The organism is Halodesulfovibrio sp. MK-HDV (assembly GCF_009914765.1).
Taxonomy (GTDB): Bacteria; Desulfobacterota; Desulfovibrionia; order Desulfovibrionales; family Desulfovibrionaceae; genus Halodesulfovibrio.
The window spans coordinates 49056-70672 of the sequence record NZ_WYDS01000009.1; the positions used below are offsets into that span (position 1 = coordinate 49056).

Below are 21617 nucleotides of genomic sequence, written 5' to 3' on the forward strand. Positions count from 1 at the left end.
GTGCGCCCCTGTGCGACCTACCTTTACGCCGCACATAATGAACAATGTAAGGATTTGTCATTATGCAAAAGACCAAACAGCAAAAACTCATACACCTCAATATCAACGACAAAACACATTCGCTGTATGTTGAGCCGCACTGGACTCTTTCTAAAGTTCTTCGAAACGACTGTGGTCACACAGGAACTAAAGAAGCATGTGGAGAAGGTGCCTGTGGTGCATGTACTGTCCTCATCGACTCAATAGCAGTCCCTGCCTGTATGATTCTCGCCATTGAGCAAGAGAATAAACACATCGAGACCATTGAAGGTCTGTCAGCAAACGGTGAACTTCATCCTATTCAAGAAGCATGGCTTGAAGAATACGGCGCACAATGCGGCTTTTGTTCACCGGGCATGATCTTGTCTACCAAAGCATTACTTCTTAAAAATCCATTGCCAAGCGATGAAGAAATCAAAGAAGCGCTCGGTGGCAACATATGTATTTGCAACAATTATGAACACATTCTTAACGCAGTACGCAGTGCAGCAAAAAAAATGTCCGGAGAGCAAGCACATGATTAAAGCCAATTCCATCGGCACCTCTGTGCGCCAGAAAGACGGTGCTGCACGTGTTACCGGCGCTGCAAAATATTATGCTGACTTCATCTTCCCCGGTATGTCGCAAACCCGTATTTTACGTAGCCCATATCCCGCAGCTACGATCCTCACGATAGACACCGAAAAGGCAGAAGCACTTGAAGGTGTCCACCTCGTAATGACGTACGAAAACTACCCAAAAGCGTTTCGTAATACCTTATATTATGTAGGTGATCTGGTTGCTGCTGTTATCGCAGATGACGAAACCATTGCAGAAGAAGCTTTAGAGCTGATTGATGTTACATACGAAAAGAAAAAATTCGTTGTCAGCCTTGAAGACGCAATGAAGCCGGATGCACCACAAGTTTTTGATGGAATTCCAAACTGCAATGATTGGGAATTCCACGCCCTGCTTAGCGACCGCGATCCAGAGACGCGCTTGTTCAAGACGAAAACTCCTGCCGAATACAACGGCTTTGGAGATATTGAAAAAGGCTTTGCAGAAGCAGATGTGATTGTTGAGCAAAAGAACCTCAAATATGCGTACTGCAAGTCTCCGGCAATGGAGCCACGCGGCTGTACAGCTAACTTTGATGGTCGCAAATTGCATGTCCACACACACTCCCAAGGCATGCATGATGAAAAGTTGTGTCTGGCGCAAGCACTCGGCATCAGCTCAACTATGCTCAACTATGTATCACCGTTCACCGGCTCAAGCTTCGGCGGAAAAAACGCATTCCCACTCGATCGCAACATAGCCTCCCATTATCTGCTTATTGCCAGCCTTGCCTGCCTTGATCTTAAAAAGCCAGTTCATTGCGCCTACTCGCGAGAAGAAGAAATGGTTTCCGGCTGGTCTCGAGGCAGCATAACCGATGTCAAAATCGGCTTTAAAAAAGACGGTACATTAACCACCATGGATCTGGCACACTGGCAGGAAACTGGCTCCGGCGGAGACAAGTACCCTGCTAAAAACGCCATGCTCGCAACCGGTTCTGTGCTCTATGCACATAACTGCAAGCACCAGCGAGGCAAAATCCATTACGTGCATACAAACCGTTTTCCAGCTGCCGGTTGGCAGGGATACGGAGCACCTGAAGGTGTGTTTGCTGTAGAAACCACCATGGACATTGCCGCAGAGCAAATGGGAATGGACCCTGTTGAAATTCGCAAAAAAAACTGCATGCGCACAGGCGACATTGATTCCGGCTGGGACCCGCTTGTTTACAAGTCTGCATACATTTCTTCTTCCGGCATCAGAGACTGCCTTGATGCAGGTGCAGAATATTTAGACTGGAAAAACAAATGGGTTCATCCAAGCAAAAAGACAGGTCGAATCCGCCACGGACTCGGAGTTGCTATTTTTGCAATGGGCGCAGGTCGCCCGGGCCCGGGTAACTCCAGTGAAGCAATGGTCAAAATTTATCCGGACGGTTCCGCAGCTCTCGTATGCGCGGTTGCTGATATCGGACAAGGACAGCACACAGTTCAGTGCCAGATTGTTGCAGACGTACTTGGCCTTCCATACAAAAAGGTCGGTTTGGTTTGTGAGGATACTGATTCAACACCGTTTGCGACACTTGTTGCAAACAGTTGTGGCACATGGATTCAGGGCTGGGCAACGTATGAAGCCGCTATGGATGCAAAACGACAGGTTCTTGAGCTTGCCGCGACTAAACTGGGTGTTCCTGCTCTGGCATTAAGCATTAATGAAAAAGGTATCTTCATTACGGCTGAACCAGACAAAGGGCTCTCTTTTGCTGAAGCATTCGGTGCGCGTGGACACTACGGTGGCATCCATGAAGTCACTGGCTATTACGTCAACAACTCACCGCATCCTAACGGCTTAAAAGACGGTAAAGAAGACCAAGTATACATTCCGAAAGAAAAAGGTGCTCAGTTTATCTCTTTAGATATTGATACTGAAACAGGCATGATTTCGAATGTAAATGTAGTCATGGCGCAAAACGTCGGTAAAGCACTCAACCCGAAAATTGTTGCAGGCCAGCTTTCCACATCCCGCCACGGCGTCGATAACGCCATGCTTGCGAACGACTGCATTGCAGACAAGCGTAACGGCTGGCTTATGACTCCTAACTGGATTGATTACCGCCACTGCACCACCATGGATTGCGACGTAACACCGATTGTAATCGAAAAACCGGGTGATCCGACCCATCCGTTCGGCGCAACAGCCTGTGGTGAAGGTGCGGCTTGTCCATCCCTTGCAGCGTTCTCTAACGCAATTTTCAACGCGACTGGTGTGCGAATTATTGAGACCCCGTTCACCCCAGATAAAATCCTTACGGGTCTTGGTAAGATTCAGCCTTCCCGGAGGAAAAAGTAATGAAACGCTTCAAGCATTTTGACGCTTCAACAATTGAAGAAGCTGTAAAATTATTAGACACATACGAAAATTCATCCTACGTAATCGCTGGCGGCAGTGATCTAATGGGTTGCCTCAAAGATAACCTCTGGATGGAATTCCCAGAAGCCATCATCAATATCAAAACCATTCCCGCGTTGAACACCATTACGGTTGAAAAAGATGGTTTACATATTGGTGCGCTTGTTACGCTTACCGAGATTGCAGAATGCGAATCTGTTAAGAAAACATGGGCGGGACTCGCTGAAGCGGCTCGTCGAACTGCTTCTCCTATTCTCCGTAACATGGGAACCATCGCAGGCAACATTTGTCAGGAAAACCGATGCTGGTACTACAGGTACCCGGACAAAATTGGTGGCAGTATTGATTGTGTACGTAAAGGCGGAAAACGATGTTTAGCTGTTCCGGGCGATCATCGTTTCCACTCAATTTTCGGCGCAGTCTGCAAATGCATTGCAGTTAACCCGAGCGATACAGCTCCGGCTCTTGTTGCACTTAATGCTGTTGTAACAACCACCAAACGGCAAATTCCGATTGATGAATTTTTCAGCGCAGAAAACGGTGCAGGTTCAACAATTCTTGATCGCAATGAGATTGTGACAAAAATTTTCGTGCCAACACCTGTCGAAAACGCAAAAAAGTAGCTTTATAAAAATAGCATACAGAAAATCCGTCGATTTCGCGTTAGTAAACTGCTCAGCTTCACTGTCGTATTCCGACGGCAAGGTGACAGAAGCCCGTATTTGCTTGAATGGAGTGCATAATAACCCTCGCAGATGCCAAGACGCTGAAGCGCTACTTATAGGGAAAGAGCTCACAGAAGAGACAGCACAACTTGCCGCTGAAGCTGCTGTTGCAGACGCTAAACCGCTCTTCCAAAACCTGTATAAAGTGCAGTTAGCAAAAACCAGTGTCCTCGATGCACTCATTGGATGCGCAAAATAGCGACTACACATGACTGAAAACTTACAGCAAAAAAAAGCTGCCATTACAGGCGTCATTTTAGCTGCCGGTACTTCAACCCGAATGGGCAGGGATAAGTTGTCTCTGTCTTTTCGAGGAAAACCAATCGTGCAGCATGTAATTAATGCCGCACGCGAGTCTCTTTTGGACTCTATCGTTGTTGTTCTTCCTGTCGATTCTGAACTTGAATCACAACTTGATCTTGCGAAGTGCACTGTTGTGTACAGTCCAAGAAGAACAGCCGGCCAAGCTGAATCACTGAAGGCTGCAATCCGTAGCCTTCCAGATGACACACAAGGCGCGATGGCGTTGCTCGGAGACCTACCGTTGCTTACTCCTGAGGTCATAAACCACCTTATCTGGTCGTTTTCTCAGGAACCGCACAATTGGGTCATTCCCATGCAAGAAGGGATGCGCGGTAATCCTATTACGATTCCGCAACAGTGGTTTGAAAAAGTATTGGAGCTTGAGGGCGACACTGGCGCAAGGCCATTGCTTGCAACTCCGAGACTTCCTATCAGATTAGTTAAAATTAACGAAATCGGCCCGTTTGTTGATGTAGACACTGAGGAGCAATATGAACTGCTTCTCAAACGCTACGATACAGGACTGTAGAGAGACTTTTATGAAAACATTGATACCTACAATCGCAATCCGTGGTGCTGGCGATCTCGCCACTGGCGTAGCACTCCGACTTTACCGAGCCGGAATGCGAAACATTGTCATGCTTGAAACAGAAAAGCCGCTGGCTGTTCGCCGCAAAGTTGTGTTTTCAGAAGCGATCTACCATCAGGAAGTAATGGTCGAAGAAATTACAGCCAAACACTGCACTCAGTGCTCTGAGATATCAGAAGTATGGGCTAAAGGTATGGTTCCAGTTATTTGTGACCCTAAGGCTACATGTCTGGAAACTGTCAAACCCGATGTGCTTATTGATGCGATTATTGCCAAGAAAAATATCGGCACCAAAATTTCAATGGCACCGCTCGTCATTGGCCTTGGACCTGGCTTTACTGCGGGAGAAGATGTTCATGCTTCTGTAGAAACCAAGCGTGGGCATTACTTAAGCAGAGTCATTACAGAAGGTTCAGCAATTCCCAACACGGGCGTTCCAGGTTCTGTAAAAGGCTTTACAACAGAGCGTGTTCACTGGGCTGATGAAGCTGGAGTATTCACAACTCAAAGCGATATCGGCGCAATGCTCAAAAAAGGCGATCTTATCGGGTACGTAAATACTCAGCCGATTGCAGCAACCATTGACGGTGTTCTCCGTGGTCTTCTTCCAAACGGAACACCGGTACAAAAGGGCACTAAAATAGCTGATGTAGACCCTCGTAACGATCCGGCCTACTGCGGTGAAGTTTCCGATAAAGCTTTATCCATTGGTGGCGGCGTGCTTGAAGCAATTTGCGCACACCTTTTCGCAAAGAAGTAGCCCATGTCCAGCCAAGCTATCCCAAAACATACAGTACTTTTCCCCACCCTACCTCAGCTTATAACGCTGACAGGTGCCGGTGGTAAGACATCTATTATGTTCTGGATTGCTTCGGCAATTAAAGGAATGGAAAAACGCGTCATCACCACGACAACGACAAAGATGTTTTTTCCAGAATCAGGAGAAGTAATTCTTCAGGCAGATGCATCCGACTTTTTAGCCGAGATTGCATCTGCTCTGGAAATTCATTCTACAGTGACCGTGGCGTCCCGTTATGATGCTCAGTTACAAAAACTTATTGGAATATCGCCAGAAGATATCTCAATGCTTCTACATTCAAAACTTGCTGATTGTATTCTAGTGGAAGGCGACGGTGCGGCTCGCAAACCACTAAAAGCACCGAACCAGCATGAGCCAGTTATCCCCGTTGAAACAGAGGTCTGCATCGGTGTTATGGGACTGGACGCTCTCAATACTCCACTTTCAAATAACACGGTGCATCGACATGAACTGTTCACCGAACTTACGGGACGCGGCTACGGGGAAACTATTACCCCAGCCGACCTAATCACATTGGCGACATCGCCCAAAGGCTTGTTTCAGCACTGCCCTGCAACAAGCCAGAAATATGTTTTTTTAAACAAGATGGACATCCCGAACACACTTGAGGCTGTTGAAACCATTCACTCAAAACAGAGCCAACACCCAACTGACATCATATGGCTTGCGTGCTCTGCTCAGCACAGAAAAATTTTCAACATCTCTGACACACAAACCGAAGTGGTTATCACATCATAGCCATTCCATAACTTCAGTATCATGCTGCAAGGGGGCACTACATGGATTCTCAAAAAAGCACTGAAGCTTTGCTTGCCTCTTCACAAATTTCGAATCGTACCATTTGCCAAATATGCTTTTTCGGTGCGTTCTCTCTCATTATTGCGAGCTGTTTCCCGCTACTTGTTTTCCCTAAAAAGGGAGAACTCATTATCAATAATCTGTTCGATTTTGTTACGGTTGAAATGGGCTGGCTTTATATGCTGGCTGCTCTTGGAGCCTTTGGAATTATTCTCTGGTTTGCCTTTGGCCCACTGAGCCAAAAGCGACTGGGTGATACCATTGAATATTCCACCTTTTCATGGATAGGTATGCTGTTCTGCGCTGGTGTCGGAGCTGGCATCATGTTCGGCGGTTCTATTGACTGGGCATACTACATGGCATTTCCAATGCACGGTGAACCTGCCGGAACATGGAAAGCTGCAGAGTGGGGATGCGCCTATGGAATGTTCCACTGGGGGCCTATCTGCTGGTCTATTTATGCAATATTAGCCGTCCCGATTGGCTATAGCTATTACGTAAAGAATGTCCCAATCCTCAACATATCTCAAACCTGCAAAGGCATCCTTGGTAAACGCGTTTACAGCTGGCCTGGTAAAGTTATCGACATACTCTTTATGGCCGGACTCATTGCAGGATCAGCAACAGCTCTCGGTCTTGGTATTCCTATTGTCGCCGCCGGTGTTGTGTCGGTCACAGGAATCAAACATTCCTTTGGGCTTGAGGTAGCTATTCTTGTTGTCATTACACTAATATTCTCCACCACATCCTGCCTTGGACTTAAAAAAGGGCTCAGCAGGCTTTCCGACTTCAACGTCTATATTGCACTCGGACTCATGCTGTTTGTTTTCATTGCAGGCCCCACAGTCTTTTTGACTGACATGGCAATTTCTTCTGTCGGTCTTCTCGTTTCAGAATTCTTCCGCATGGCAACATGGATGGACCCTGTAGGACATAAAGGATTCACGCAGGCTTGGACAATTTTCTACTACGCGTGGTTTGTCGCATATGCGCCGTTTATGAGCCTGTTCATTGCTAAAATTTCTCGCGGGCGCACTGTACGTCAAGTTGTACTAGGCCCTGTGATCGCGGCATCTTCCGGCTGCGCCATGTTTTACCTCATCTTTGGTAACTTTGGATTACACCTGCAACTGACAGGACAGCTTGACGCCATCAGCATGGTACAAGAAATGAAAGGTGCAACAGTCATCATGGCTATTGCAGACTTCCTTCCGTTTGCTTCATTCTACAAAACCATGTTTGCGCTTGTAACGGCTATTTCAATGGCTACTACCTTTGATGCTGTTTCCTTTGCCCTTGCAGCCACAACAACAACCATGCTGAAACCAGATCAGGAGCCTGCCCGTTGGAACAGACTTTTCTGGGCTGTTTCACTCAGTATCCTGCCTATAGGCATCATGCTTATTGATGGTCCATTGTCAGTGCTTCAAACAGCATCAATTGTTGTGGGACTTCCAGTTCTTGGCATTGTTGCCCTTGGACTGGCTTCTTTCTTTAAAGAATACTGTGCGGAAGGTTGGACACCGAGCCGATCATCATCCCGCTACTAACCTACTTTTCAGGTGAACTATGAAGACTATACATGTACAAGACGCCATTGGAACAATGCTCTGTCATGACATTACACGCATTGTTCCCAACGGAGAAAAAGGGCCTGCATTTCACAAAGGGCACATTGTCACTCAAGAGGACATTTCAACTCTCTTAGATATTGGCAAAGAGCACCTCTATGTTTTCGACCCAAAAGATGGATATGTGCACGAAAATGATGCGGCAGAGCGCATCGCATCCGCTGCAATGGGACAAGGGCTGAAAGATAGCGCTCCTTCTGAAGGAAAAGTAAACATTACCGCTGCCCATACTGGCTTGTTGGATATTAATGTTGAAGCGCTCACAAAGCTCAATTCTGTGCAGGATGTCATTTTTGGAACTATCCATACTATGCAGCTTGTTAAGAAAGGACGAGGTCTTGCTGGAACACGGGTAATCCCGTTGGTTGTTACAGAAGACATTGTAACTGAAGCTGAAGAAATTCTTCGCGACAATGCCCCGCTCATCCAAGTACGCCCTCTCAAGAAATGTAAGGTCGGCGTCATCATAACTGGCAGCGAAATATACAAAGGCCGCATAGAAGATAAGTTTGGACCAGTTATCCATACAAAATTTTCTTCATACGGAAGCACTATACTAGGTCAGAAGCTCGTGTCAGATTCACAAGAGCTTACCGTTAACGCTATCAATGAATTCGTTGAACAAGGTGCCGACTTTATTGTGCTGACAGGCGGTATGTCTGTTGATCCAGATGACCAGACTCCGGCATCAATTCGAGCATCAGGGGCTGATGTAATCACATATGGCGCTCCAATGTTCCCAGGTGCTATGTTTATGTACGCACAGCTCGGAGATATTCCGATACTCGGCTTGCCGGGGTGTGTCATGTACTACAAGGCCAGTGTCTTCGATGTTATCGTCCCTCGGATTCTTGCAGGTGTTTCAGTACCCGCTGAAGATATTGTAGCTCTTGGACACGGTGGATACTGTGAAGGCTGTGCTGAATGCCGCTACCCTGTCTGCGGCTTCGGAAAATAAAAATTCTTCTATAGAAATAAAAAGAGTCCTGTAGATTACGATCTACAGGACTCTTTTTATTTCTTCTTTCATAACTTCGCCGCACTATATTTTTTTGCGCAACATCCTTCCCGCAACTATCCCATAAAATATGGGTAACCTACTCTTTTGCCTGCTTGTTCTCGGTATCAAAAAAGCTTATTATAATCCGGCTAAGTATGAGAAAAATGTGTAGATTCTACATTTTTATGTTCACTCAACAAGTACAGGATGCAACATGCAAAAAAGATTAAGCATTAAATACCACATTGCAGGACTTACTATTTTGCTTAATCTATTTATCTTACTCTGTGTGGCGACAATCAGCGGTAACATATCTGCGCAGGTTATCGATGAAGGCATGTCCGAATATGTTATGGCTCTGGCAGACTCTACCGCCTCCATGCCCGTTGTTCAAGAAACGCTCTTCAACGGGACACCTCCTGACAACTCTATTCAAACAATTGTTGAAAAGTTACGAGCTAAAACCAACGCCAGCTATATGGTCGTTATGGATATGAATGCAATTCGCCTCTCGCATCCTATTGCCGCCCGTATTGGCAAGGCATTTGTCGGCGGTGATGAAAAAGAAGTTTTCTCCGGTAAGCGCTACGTTTCGCGTGCCGTGGGAACTCTTGGAGCATCTCTGCGAGCATTTGTTCCTGTCTATTACCAAGATACACAGGTTGGAGCTGTAAGCGTCGGCATTCTTAACACTAAGACTTACCAAGCCAAATACCTTATCTGGTACAAAATAGTCCTTCTTTTCTTTTTGTGCCTCCCTCTCTCTATTACAGGAGCCTTTTTTCTTGCCGGAAGAATCAAAAAGAAAATGCTCAATTTCGAACCACACGAAATCGCAAAACTTCTTTCTGAAAATCAAATGGTTATTGAATCTGTTAAAGATGCGATCATCGCTGTGGATATGCATGGACGCATTACTGTTATCAACCGCGCAGCAAAGAAAATTTTGAAACTGAAGCAGAATGCTGTTGGACGACATATCTCGACAGTCCTCCCCAACTCGTACTTGGAAGATGTGCTCTCATCTGGAAAAGAAATTTTTGATACCTATCGAAAGCTTGGTGGAATCCCTTGCCTCGTAACGGTACAGCCTATCATCATTCAAGATAAGCAAGTCGGCGCACTTGCCTGCTTCCGCGACCGAAGCGAGGCTCACAGGCTTGCAGAAGAACTCACAGGGGTTCGCAAATTTACAGACGAATTACGCGCACAAGCTCATGAATTTTCAAACAAGCTGCATACCCTGCTCGGGCTACTTCACTTCAAAGAGTATAAGAAAGCAGAGGCTCTGATTCTTCAAGGAGCCGAATTACGTACCCAACTTATTTCACAGTTGGAGAACAATATTGAATCACCTGTGATTCGAGGATTACTCTACGGTAAGCTTGCGACGTGCGAAGAAAAAAATATTCATATTGAACTTTCGTTACCGTCCTTTATCCATAATGACATTGGAATTCCGTCGCAGGACATTACTCTGGTTCTTGGTAACTTTATCGAAAACGCCATTGAATCTGTCGAACACAGCCGTGTATCGTCTCCTGAAATCCATATTTCAATGCTGCTCGGAGATAGTGAATTGTGTCTGCAAGTGCATGACAATGGCGGAGGCATACCAGACAACATTGCGTCTACCCTCTTCTCTTCGCAACCACAAAGCAGTAAAGAAGGACACAGAGGATTAGGACTCCGGTTCGTAAAAAAAATTGCCGATTTTTACGGCGGAAACGCCAGCTTCTCATCTGATCCGGAACAGGGCACAGTGTTTACAATAACACTGCCTATTGTCTCCGCATGTTCTATCAGCACGGCGTATTAAGTTTTTTCCTGCTCAATCCTCAACAACGGGAAACACATGAAAATATCTGTAGTAATTGTTGAAGACGACCCAATGGTGGCAGATATTCATAGTAAATACGTATCAAGCCTTGCCGGTTTCACTGTCATTACCGTGCTGGAAAATGGTCAAGATGCCATCGACTACTTGCTGGAACACGACGTTGATCTCGTTATTCTTGATATTTTTATGCCGATTAAGAACGGAATTGATGTGTTGAACACCATCAAAACAGAACAATTACCCGTCGATGTAATTACCATCACAGCAGCTAAAGAGCATGATACAGTTAACACATGTCTTCGCTCCGGCGTGTTCGATTACATCTTAAAGCCGTTTGCATTCTCAAGATTAGAACAGGCGCTACAAAACTATCAGCAAAAATTCATCGCACGGAAAAATATTGGTGAAAAATATCAGCAGCAGCAAATCGACTTAATGCTCAATTTTGCAGCAGAAGAGACCACACTGGAACTTCCCAAAGGGATTCAGGAATTCACTCTGAAAAAGATTTGCACCACGCTCAAAAGCTCGCCTGTTCCTCTTTCTGCTGCGGAAGCTGCTAGCGAATCAGGCATTTCACGCGTTACAGCACGGCGCTATCTTGAATATTTACTTGAAATCAGCAGGGTCACACTTGAACCGCAGTATGCTCCTGTGGGACGTCCGGTAAACAGATACCGGTACCGATAACATTCAATAACAAAAAGCTCCGCCTGAAAGATCAGACGGAGCTTTTTTATTATTTGCAGGCTAGGAAAATAGCCTTGGGAGGAAGAGGATAACATCAGGGAACAAAGTCAGAAAGAGTAGTACAGCAAGCAGCGCCCCTAGATAAGGCATCGTCGCTCGCATCACCCGCTCAATCGGAACATTGGTAATAGCACTTGCAACGAACAAATCCAGCCCGACAGGAGGAGTGATACACCCGATTGCCAAGTTAACAACCATAAGCACACCAAAGAAGAGTGGATCGATCCCTAAAGTAACAGCAACCGGAAGAAAAATTGGGGTAAGAATTACCACCGCAGCCGACGCGTTGATAAGTGTACCAATAACCAACAACAACACGTTCATCATAAGCAGGAACAGGAATGGCGAATCCGTAATGGATACCATGTACGCCCCGATGTGATGCGGGATCTGCAAGTTGGTAATCAGCCAGCCGAAGACCTTAGCAGTACCAACAATAAACATAATAATGGTGGTACCGATTACCGCATTAAAGATAATTTTCGGAACATCTTTCAGGCTCAACTCTTTATAGATAAAGAACCCGACAAAAATACCGTACACCGCCGCAACTGCTGCCGCTTCTGTCGGAGTAAATATTCCGCCGTAAATGCCACCGATGATAATGACAGGAGTCATCAGCGCCCAGAAGGATTCCTTGAAGGATGATAAAACATTACGAACGGAAAATTTTTGTGATGAAGTAAGGTTGTGCTTCTTAGCATAAAACCAACTGACAAGGCACATAGCCAGTCCCATCAGCGCCCCCGGCACAAAACCACCGATGAACAAATCACCAATAGATACTCCGGCAACTACCCCATACACTACCAGTGTAATAGATGGCGGAATAACAATACCTACAGTACCCGCAGCAGCAACAATGCCGGTAGCCTTTTCACGTTCGTACCCATTACGCTCCATTTCATCGACCATTGTTGTGCCGATTGCAGCCGTAGTTGCAGCCGATGATCCTGAAATTGCAGCGAAAAACATACCCGAAACAGTTACTACCTGGGCAAGACCACCTGTGAATGATCCAACGAGTGACTGCGAAAACGATACAAGTCTGGAAGTTACCCCGCCTGCGGTCATAAAAGCGCCTGCAAGCATGAAGAACGGCACTGCCATAAATGAAAAAGAATCAATGCCGGAGTACATAACCTGTGTAAGCACAACCTGTGGTGTGTTTGTAAAAAGATACAAGCACATGGACACGGAAAGTGTCAGCGAAAATGCAACCGGAACACCAACAAGTGTAAGTACTAAGAAACCACCAATAAATAAATATTCCATGTTGTGCCCCTAGCTCTCTGCTAATTCAGCAGAATTTTTGCCACGTGCTTCAGCTATAATGCGAAGTGTGTCACGCACGGTATAGAGCAGCATCAACACCGCTGAAATCGGGATAATAGCGTACACATAGCTCATAGAAAGCCCCATCCCCGGTGATGTCTGGAAGGACATGACGGAGGTCATCTTCCACCCCTGCGTAAACAGCAATCCGATAAAAATGTAACTGCAAATGTTGATAAAGAATTGAAGAACAGTCCCTGAAGGTCGTCCTTTAATCTTGCTTACAAGCAGTGTTACTGCCAAGTGTCCGCCCTCCCCCATAATGAGCGCAGAACCTAGGAACACTACCCATACAAATAAAAATCGTGCGAGCTCTTCTGACCATTCATATGTATATCCAAACACATAGCGGGTAACTACTTGCATAAAAATTATGCACAGCATTGCACTCATGCAACCTACCGAAACCCAATATAAAACAGTACGAAGACGTTTAAGCAAAGAATCCATCTTTCCTCCTAAATATATTTATACCCCTGCGACGTATCGTGGTCACAGGGGTACAATGTGTAGAGGACGAGATAACTACTGTAACGCTTCAATAGCGTCTAAGTTATCCTGACCGACTAATGATGCAAATTTTGCATATACTGGCTTTGTTGCTTCTTTAAAAACGCTGCGATCAACTTCGATTACAGATATTTTTCCGGAAGCCTGAATTTTATTCCAGTATGCCTGATCTTTTTCTGCAGAAAACTTACGCTGCCAAGCGATTGCTTCTTTAGCGCTTTCAAGAATGATGTTCTGCTGGTCCTTATCAAGACGGCTCCATGCAGCCATGGAAATCAGTACTGGCTCAGGAGAATATGCGTGAGCAGTTTTAGAAGCATATTTCTGAACTTCAAAGAAACGTTTTGTCCAAATATGAGCACTCGGGTTTTCCTGACCATCAACAATTCCCTGCTGCATTGCAGAGTACAATTCACTGAAAGCCATAGGAGTTGGAGAGGCGCCGAGAGACTTCATCATTTCGATAAAAACCTTATTGTTCATGACACGAACTTTAAGGTCTTTCATTTCTTCCGGAGTGTTAACAGGACGTACGTTGTTGGTAAGGTGACGGATACCGTTTTCCATGTAACCGAGCAGTTTAATACCTTTAGGTTCAAGCTGTTTACCAATTTTCATACCAACACTATCGAGAGATTTGTAGGCGTGGTCGCGGTTGGCAAAAAGGAAAGGAAGGTCAAAAATAGAAATTTGCGGCTGGAACTGACCAAGCACTGCGGTACCGACAAGAGCCATATCGACTGTGCCGAAAACAAGACCTTCAACCAGATCTTTCTGACTACCAAGCTGGGAGGAAGGGAAAACTTCTACTACAATTTCGCCACCGGATTTCTGAGTAACAAGTTCGGCAAACTTAGTTGCACCTTGTCCGTATGGATGAACAGGTTCCGCAATATGTCCTAATTTAAGAACAGTTTTTGCCTGAACAGAAGCAGCACCAAGCATACACACAAGCGCAAAGACCATAACTAAACAGCGTAAAATCTTCATAGTAGTCTCCATGTTTTTTATGGATATCTAGCACGCGGCAAAAATCTAACGCAATATTGTGGTCTGTTGTTGATAGTTTAGTTCATAATGTTCACGAAAATGTCATTTTCTTTTTTCATAAAGAAATCCCTGTGCTTTTTACACCACAGGGATTTTTCATTTCAATATCAGTTTAGTATAAAATGTTTTTTAGATGCTCATCAACCGTTGTAGCACTTCTCCGCCCACAGGCTCGCGCCAAAAGCACCACACATGTCCGGCTCTTCAGCAACACAGATCGTTTCTTTTTTGCCAAAGTTTTCATGCAGCAACTTTCGAATGCATCCATTATTCGCAACACCACCAGAAAAAACCAAAGGAAAAACGAGACCGACCCGTTTCAACATTGTGCTTGTCCGCCGAACAACGGACGCATGCAATGCCAACGCAATATCCTCTGGACGAGCACCTTGCGCCATCAGTGAAGTAGCTTCCGTTTCGGCAAAGACTGTGCACATGCTGTTAATCAGCGGTGGATTACTTCCTTGCAATGCATATGCACCGAATTCTTCAATCCCCACCTGAAAAACATTCGCGGTATACTCTAAAAATTTACCAGTACCCGCAGCACAACGGTCATTCATCTCAAATCGGACAATACCACCCTTGGCATTTAGCGAAATAGCCTTTGTATCCTGCCCGCCAATATCCAAAACGGTGCGTGCTTCTGGAAACAACGCATGGGCGCCCAAAGCATGAGCCTTAATTTCCGTTATTGCATCGACCTGATACGGTAATTCAAGAGTTTTAATTAACTCCCGTCCATATCCTGTTGCGACTAGGCAGTCAGGGGAGTGCCCACTGAGAAGTTTTTTACACTGCTCTAAAGGCGAAAAAGTTGTAGGCAGCTGAGCACGGTGTACTGCTTCACCATCCTTCTGCAACACAAACTCCGTAGACCGCGAGCCGATATCTATTCCGCCGAACATATCTAGTCTAACATCTCAACAAAGGCTTCAACTCGTGTCTTCAGCTGTTCAACATCTTCCATGCTGTAGCCAGTTTCCACACTCAGCATTGGAATGCCTTTCTGGGACAACGCGTCCTGTAGCTTAATTGCTTCATGCGCATACGGCTGACAGAATGACAATGCATAATGAACCACACCATCAGCATGTAATTCTTTAGCCATATTTTCCACATTAACCATGCGTTCGTCATTCGGGGTAAAACATGCACAGTCAATTTTCATGTAGCGATCTACAAGCGCATCAACCATTCCTTCGATGGTGTCGACGGATTCATCAACAAGGTCACGCATATTTCGGGAACCAATGCAAGACTCTTCGCCCACGATAACAGCATTAGAACTTTCCATTACATATGGTAATTTCCAGTTCGGCACTGCCATTGGACAGCCGGAAAGCAATAGGCGTTTTGTGCCTGTAGGAACAACTCCATCGCCTTGTGCAATACGCTCTTCAATCTGGTCACAAAGAGCATTAATGGATTGTGTGAAGCGTTCTGGGTCATCATAAAATGATACCTGATTAATAAGTAAAGCATCACGGCCGGAAATAGGAGCAGGGTCTGCCGCTCTCAATCGTGAAAGCCTCTGAAGAGCTCTGCGTTTTTCATTCACAATGAAAATAGACTTTCGTAAATTTTCCACTGTGATTTCTACGCCGGTCATCTCTTCCAATGCTTCTTTGTAACGGAGCACTTCAGATTTAAAAAGCTGCTTCGCATCCGCTGTTTTTGTCTGCGGAACTTCCATCACATGCATCGGCACAAGCTTTCCGAATGCTTCGTATGCTTTTTTCTTTCCGTCACAAGTTGTTTCACCAACAACAAGGTCACACGATTCAGTATACGGACAAATACGAGCAAGCTTAAATCCGATAAAGGATTTAATAAGTGCACAGGTATTACGCGGTACAATCTTTTCTGCTTCATCTGTACCGGCATCTGCACCGGAACAAAGCCCCACATGAATGGCATTAGCGGCAAGTGTCAGCTCTTCTGGAACAAACACGCAAAAAGTACCAATTACTTTCTTTCCACTCGCTTTTGCATCCTGAATCTCTTTAATCCGTAATCCATGGACTTCTGAAAGAACAAAATCCAGATACTCCATACCCTTCAATCGATTTTCCTGTGAAAGGTATATATCCCCGTAGAATTTCCCCAGAACTTCCAATAAACCATCGTGTGCAGAAATATCTAAATTTAAATTTTCCCACATTTCTTTATGTGCAGAGTCACTCATCATAACCTCCTAAAATTGAAATGATTATGTATACACATACGACATGGGATTAACAAATTGATAAAAACTATTCGTTTACAGAACGTAGATCGAAAAACCTAATACTTCATGCAATTACAACATCTCTACTTCATCATGGTCTCCTTCCCCCTCTTTCCGAACCTTCTTTCTACAGTTCTAGAATAAGGCACACCACGCGCAGGCATAGCCACGTAATCGTACAGATTAATCAAAATAGAAAATCTACAATTCTGATAAAATGAAATGCACTGCTACGGCGCATTGCTCTGTAAAAAGCCCAACCATCTTAAACATCGAAGAAGGCCATGAAAATTACAGTATCAGACTACATATTCTACAGACTAAAGGAACTCCATGTAGACACCGTATTCGGAATCCCTGGGGACTACGTACTTCCTTTTTTCGACAGACTGCTGGATGGAGAACATGGCATAAAGCATGTTGGAACCTGTAATGAACTAAATGCGGCATACTGCGCAGATGGGTATGCAAAACTTCATGGACTTGGTGTGGCTGCAGTCACATTCGGCCCGGGGGCACTAAATGCCACCAACGCTGTTGCTGGTGCATATGCTGATGACACCCCAATACTCTTAATTGCCGGAGCACCGACCGTAGAAGTCATGCGAACGCCTACCCAAAGGCTTCTTCATCACGTTATCGACACAAATTTTTTAGCCAATATTGAGATCTTTACTCCCATCACATGCGCTGCAAAACAAATACTCCAGATAGAAACAGCCACATCAGACATTGACGATGTTATCCGGAAAATTTTCCAAACAAAAAAACCTGCGTATCTGGAACTCCCATACGACATACAACTCTCGCTCGTTGATGCTCCTACACAGCCGCTCGACCTCTTGTTATTTCAGTCATCACAACAAAACTTAGCAGCAGCTGTAGAAAACTCGCTGGAATTAATCCAAAACTCATCATCCCGATCCGTTATCACCGGACATTTGTTACAACGTGAGAATCTAACCAACATTGTGAAAGGCTTTATTGAAGATATCGGCGCAAACGTGGCTACAACGTTCTGTGGTAAGATTCCCGACTTTGAGGGGCACCCAAATTGCGTTGGCATATACATGGGAGCCATGTGCCAAAAATTCACTCGCGAAACAATTGAAGGCTCAGACGTGCTTATTAATCTGGGACGCACAAACAATGAGTTCGATACTGGAATTTTCACAGCAGAGACAGGCTCAGATCAAAACGTCATTCATGCACTGCATGACCACGTAATTGTAAACAATCAACGATTTGATAATGTCTACCTACGAGAATTTGTACCTACTCTAGCAAACGAAAGTAACAAAATTACTCCTGTATCTGTGGTGGTACCTGATAATGCCAGAACGTTTGCATTTCAACGGAGTGACAAATTTACACCTACGGATAACAACTTAACCATCGATAAACTTTTTATTCAGTTTGCCAATTTCTTTAAGCAAGGAGACATCGTTTACGGTGACACCGGTGGTTACATTAACTGCTCACAAAGCGAATTCCCTTCCGGTGTATCACTCTTTGGTTGTGGAAATTGGGGTTCCCTTGGTTCCGGCTTCGGAATGTTTGTTGGCGGAACTCAAGCACCACAGGCACATACAAAACGCTGCATATGCATAACTGGCGATGGTGCTTTCCAAATGACTGCACAAGAACTCTCCACGCTGATTAAAGAAAAGGTTAATGCCATAGTTTTTATTTTGGACAATGCTGGATACGGTGCAGAACGAGCCATTTACCCCGGAAAATATCGTTCATACAATGACATCCAAGTATGGAACTACGAACGACTTAGTGAGGCTTTTGGCGGGCAGGTTGGTGTAACCTGCGAACACTACGTTGTTCGAACAGAACAAGAAATGGACGATGTATTTGCACAACTTGATAGCCCGAAAGGACTCCACCTTGTCCGCATCCATCTTGAACCAAACGATTCAGCTTCATTTAATATTGAATTCAGCAAGGCTTTAAGACATTAACTTTCGAAGAAGTCCCTATGCTTCTACCTAGTAATACAACGCACGGGAAAAATACTCCGCTCCAAAAATTAGCTTATTTCTACACGAACAAAAAACTCGGCAAATTCTCTGAAGATACTTCAGAAAATTTGCCGAGCTTTTTTGCATCATTTATTCGACTGAACGTGTTTTTCTATTACATGTAACAGCCTAATTTCACCCTAATAACCAAAAAACAAAGCCCAACCCATCCGTTAATTGAAAAAAACATTCATTCTACGTAGATGAAGAGTTTTTTGGGAAACGGAGGCTACAATGTGCCACTTATAAATCAAACTGTAACGATTAAAAACTGTAGTCTCACTCATTATACAAAATAAAATTCAGTAATCAGAATACCATTCACCATCACAGCTATATTTAAAAGCTATTCTTACAATAAAAGCTAAGCAAAATCAAAAAATTTGAATTAGATTTAAGCAAAACACCCCTCGTTGCTTTGAATAACAATACAAAAGAAACCGTTTTCACTACATTAATACAGAAGTACAACATATAGCAACATAACAGCACCTTGTTTTTCTTCTATTTTCTATAAACACAAGATGCAATGTATCCGGTTACACATTTATTGTGAAAAAAGGAATGTTACAGCAATGTGACAAAGTGTTGACAAAAGCGTTGCAACATCGTTTTTTTTTTTAGTAGCTCCTCTTCTGCATTAACAGAAAAGTTAAATGCACACTTTAGTTGCCAACTATTGTTAATTAATTGCTGCTCTATAACTTTAACCAAGTGGAGAGAGAGGATGATTGGTATCTTCAAGCCGGCACCGCACACTGAACGAGTGCCTGAAGAGCGAATCGATGAAGAATACAAAAGAAACAAAATGAAAGTTTTTCTTGGTATTTTCATTGGTTACGCTGCGTACTACCTTGTGCGCAAAAACTTTGCCCTTGCAATTCCAGATATTCTTAAGGAATACCCGCAGTATTCTAAAGCGATGCTCGGTACTGCAATGACAGGTCTGTCTATTGCTTACGGTGTATCTAAATTCATCATGGGTTCTATTTCTGACAGAAGTAACCCCAAATACTTCCTCCCATGTGGCCTGCTCCTTTCCTGTGCCATTCTCGCCTTTACCGGCCTGAACAAATGGGTATTTGAAAGTGTAACATTGCTTATAGTACTTATGACTCTGAACGGCTGGGTTCAGGGCATGGGCTGGCCTCCTTGCGGCAAAACAATGGTTCACTGGTACTCCACCAAAGAGCGCGGCATGACCGTTGCTGTTTGGAATGTTGCTCACAACATCGGTGGCGCTCTTGTTGCCAACCTCGCCTTCCTCGGTGTTATGATGTTCAACGACTGGGGCGCAAAATTTTACTTCAACGCATTCATCGCAGCAGGTCTTGCATTCGTTGTATTCCTTCTTCTGCGTGACACTCCACAGTCTTGTGGTCTTCCTAGTGTTGAAGAATACCGTGACGACTACCCTGAAGGTTACGATGCTAAGAAACATGAAGAAACTTTTACTTTTAAAGAAATTTTCTTCGAACATATTCTTACCAACAAATACCTCTGGGCAATCGCTATTGCTAACGCGTTCTGCTACTTCGTGCGTTACGGCGTAGTTGATTGGATTCCTACATACCTTCAAGAAGTTAAAGGGTACTCCTTTAAAGAATCTTCCATTGCATGGTCACTCTTCGAATACGCAGCTATTCCTGGTACCCTCGTGTGTGGTTGGATGTCCGACAAAGTCTTCAAAGGCAAACGTGCTCCTGCAACAATGCTCTTCATGTCACTGACTTTGGTTTTTGTTGTTGTATACTGGTTCAACCTCAGCGGTCCTAAATGGATCGATTATGTTGCACTCGTTGCTATCGGCTTCCTCGTATACGGCCCGATCATGATCATCGGCCTTCACGCTCTCGACCTCGTTCCTAAGAAAGCTGCTGGTACAGCTGCTGGCTTTACCGGCTTCTTCGGCTACGTATTCGGTTCTGCAATCGCAGGCTCCGGTGTAGGTTGGATTGCTGACAACTTCGAATGGCGCGGTGTATTCATCACCATGGTAGCATGTTGTGTGCTTACCATTATCTTCAGCGCATTCACTCTTGGTCACAAAGCTGAGTCTAACGGCGCAGAAAAATAGTTTGTGGCAGAAAAGCCCTTCTCTGTAATTGCTGACAGACAAGGCACAGTAGAAAACAAAAAGCCCCGTTTCATAATGAAACGGGGCTTTTTTATTCGTTCTGCAATCGAGAACAGCTGCGTGCTAAATAACTACTCAGCATGCTTAAGCAAAACTTCATCTCGACCATCAATCTCTTCAATCAATACATCGACCTGTTCAGCACGTGCAGTTGCAATCTGCTTGCCCACATAATTAGCTTGAATAGGTAACTCACGATGTCCACGATCTACAAGTACCATCAATTCGATACGGCTTGGACGACCGTAATCCAGTACTGCTTCCAGCGCTGCTCTAATGGTTCGGCCTGTAAACAACACATCGTCTACTAACAGCAGAGTCTTACCATCGACGCCCGCAGGAATATCAGTTTTGTTGATCATTGGCTGAACATCCAACGTCGTCCAATCATCACGATATAAGTTAATATCCAGCGAACCGAACTTCACGGTTTTACCCAGCTGCTCTTTTAGAACAGTACGAAGCCGTGCTGCAATATCAACGCCCCTTCTCTGGATACCGACCAGAACAAGGTCTTCGCACTCGCCGTGATTTTCTATTACCTGAAACGCAAGGCGATCGATTGTGCGCCGCACTTCGTCTTCAGTCATAACAGTTTTAACGTTTCCCATATTTATGTCCTTTGCTCTGCTTTTTTCCACGAGGAACTAATACCGTGCATAATATCTTTTTTCTTTCATAAAAGAAACATCATCTACGTGCATTCTGTGACCTATGTCATGGGAGTTTTATCGTTTTTTTATTATCAATGGCTACCGGTTGACTTTAAGTGCCACGAACTTACTTATTGAATCCTAAGCAGTTGACAACCGGAACGGTACCCTTTTGAAGTAGTACATTCGTAGCGGTTACTAAAAGCCTTGTCTGTGGTACTATGAGATACT

At 44.6% G+C, this 21617-nt stretch carries 19 protein-coding genes; 13 read left to right on the forward strand and 6 right to left on the reverse strand.

All coding sequences use genetic code 11. The features are described from left to right. Positions 1-62: 62 nt before the first annotated feature. The 11 genes from MKHDV_RS08670 (at position 63) to MKHDV_RS08715 (ending at position 11381) form a co-directional block, all read left to right on the forward strand. Positions 63-563, forward strand: a complete 501-nt coding sequence (locus MKHDV_RS08670; RefSeq protein WP_160714346.1) for a (2Fe-2S)-binding protein — start codon at positions 63-65, stop codon at positions 561-563. Beyond that, a complete protein-coding gene (locus MKHDV_RS08675) occupies positions 556-2925 on the forward strand; it encodes a xanthine dehydrogenase family protein molybdopterin-binding subunit (RefSeq protein ID WP_160714348.1) in 2370 nt (789 codons plus the stop codon). Before MKHDV_RS08670 ends, MKHDV_RS08675 begins: the two co-directional genes overlap by 8 nt. Next, on the forward strand, positions 2925-3608 hold the full coding sequence (locus MKHDV_RS08680) for a xanthine dehydrogenase family protein subunit M (protein WP_216846895.1): 684 nt from the start codon (positions 2925-2927) through the stop codon (positions 3606-3608). Before MKHDV_RS08675 ends, MKHDV_RS08680 begins: the two co-directional genes overlap by 1 nt. 10 nt (positions 3609-3618) lie before the next feature. Continuing rightward, positions 3619-3909 carry a hypothetical protein gene (locus MKHDV_RS18705; protein WP_256370007.1) on the forward strand — a complete coding sequence of 97 codons (291 nt, stop codon included), beginning with the start codon at positions 3619-3621 and terminating at the stop codon, positions 3907-3909. Positions 3910-3918: 9 nt separating this feature from the next. Continuing rightward, complete coding sequence (locus MKHDV_RS08685) at positions 3919-4542, forward strand: NTP transferase domain-containing protein (protein ID WP_160714350.1); 624 nt, start codon at positions 3919-3921, stop codon at positions 4540-4542. 10 nt (positions 4543-4552) lie between these two features. Continuing rightward, positions 4553-5362, forward strand: coding sequence for a selenium-dependent molybdenum cofactor biosynthesis protein YqeB (yqeB, locus tag MKHDV_RS08690; RefSeq protein ID WP_160714352.1), 810 nt, complete (start codon positions 4553-4555; stop codon positions 5360-5362). Between the two features lie 3 nt (positions 5363-5365). Beyond that, the gene (yqeC, locus tag MKHDV_RS08695; RefSeq protein WP_160714354.1) at positions 5366-6160 is read left to right on the forward strand and encodes a selenium cofactor biosynthesis protein YqeC; all 795 of its coding nucleotides are present in this window, start codon (positions 5366-5368) and stop codon (positions 6158-6160) included. Between the two features lie 41 nt (positions 6161-6201). Beyond that, the gene (locus MKHDV_RS08700; RefSeq protein WP_160714356.1) at positions 6202-7770 is read left to right on the forward strand and encodes a BCCT family transporter; all 1569 of its coding nucleotides are present in this window, start codon (positions 6202-6204) and stop codon (positions 7768-7770) included. 19 nt (positions 7771-7789) lie between these two features. Further along, positions 7790-8809 carry a molybdopterin-binding protein gene (locus MKHDV_RS08705; protein ID WP_160714358.1) on the forward strand — a complete coding sequence of 340 codons (1020 nt, stop codon included), beginning with the start codon at positions 7790-7792 and terminating at the stop codon, positions 8807-8809. A 256-nt stretch (positions 8810-9065) separates the two neighbouring features. Next, positions 9066-10670, forward strand: a complete 1605-nt coding sequence (locus tag MKHDV_RS08710) for a sensor histidine kinase (RefSeq protein ID WP_160714360.1) — start codon at positions 9066-9068, stop codon at positions 10668-10670. Positions 10671-10706: 36 nt separating this feature from the next. Next, positions 10707-11381 (forward strand): response regulator, encoded by a 675-nt coding sequence (locus MKHDV_RS08715; protein ID WP_160714362.1) that lies wholly within the window; start codon positions 10707-10709, stop codon positions 11379-11381. A 60-nt stretch (positions 11382-11441) separates the two neighbouring features. On the opposite strand, the gene MKHDV_RS08720 is transcribed toward MKHDV_RS08715, so the two are convergent. The 5 genes from MKHDV_RS08720 to MKHDV_RS08740 form a co-directional block, all read right to left on the reverse strand. After that, entirely contained in the window at positions 11442-12716 is a 1275-nt protein-coding gene (locus tag MKHDV_RS08720) for a TRAP transporter large permease (protein WP_160714364.1), read from the reverse strand. A gap of 9 nt (positions 12717-12725) precedes the next feature. Then, complete coding sequence (locus MKHDV_RS08725) at positions 12726-13226, reverse strand: TRAP transporter small permease (protein WP_160714366.1); 501 nt, start codon at positions 13224-13226, stop codon at positions 12726-12728. Between the two features lie 75 nt (positions 13227-13301). Continuing rightward, complete coding sequence (locus MKHDV_RS08730) at positions 13302-14276, reverse strand: DctP family TRAP transporter solute-binding subunit (protein WP_160714368.1); 975 nt, start codon at positions 14274-14276, stop codon at positions 13302-13304. Positions 14277-14476: 200 nt separating this feature from the next. After that, complete coding sequence (locus MKHDV_RS08735) at positions 14477-15244, reverse strand: acyl-CoA dehydratase activase (RefSeq protein WP_160714370.1); 768 nt, start codon at positions 15242-15244, stop codon at positions 14477-14479. A gap of 2 nt (positions 15245-15246) precedes the next feature. Further along, entirely contained in the window at positions 15247-16524 is a 1278-nt protein-coding gene (locus MKHDV_RS08740; protein WP_160714372.1) for a double-cubane-cluster-containing anaerobic reductase, read from the reverse strand. Positions 16525-16850: 326 nt separating this feature from the next. Between MKHDV_RS08740 and MKHDV_RS08745 the strand changes: the two genes are divergently transcribed. Together MKHDV_RS08745 and glpT are read left to right on the forward strand one after the other, a co-directional pair. Continuing rightward, positions 16851-18536: an alpha-keto acid decarboxylase family protein gene (locus tag MKHDV_RS08745; RefSeq protein WP_160714374.1), complete on the forward strand. Its 1686-nt coding sequence runs from the start codon at positions 16851-16853 to the stop codon at positions 18534-18536. A gap of 787 nt (positions 18537-19323) precedes the next feature. Beyond that, the gene (glpT, locus tag MKHDV_RS08750) at positions 19324-20673 is read left to right on the forward strand and encodes a glycerol-3-phosphate transporter (protein ID WP_160714376.1); all 1350 of its coding nucleotides are present in this window, start codon (positions 19324-19326) and stop codon (positions 20671-20673) included. A 131-nt stretch (positions 20674-20804) separates the two neighbouring features. Here glpT and pyrR read toward each other — a convergent pair whose 3' ends face one another. After that, positions 20805-21344: a bifunctional pyr operon transcriptional regulator/uracil phosphoribosyltransferase PyrR gene (gene pyrR / locus MKHDV_RS08755; RefSeq protein ID WP_160714378.1), complete on the reverse strand. Its 540-nt coding sequence runs from the start codon at positions 21342-21344 to the stop codon at positions 20805-20807. Positions 21345-21617 lie beyond the last annotated feature (273 nt).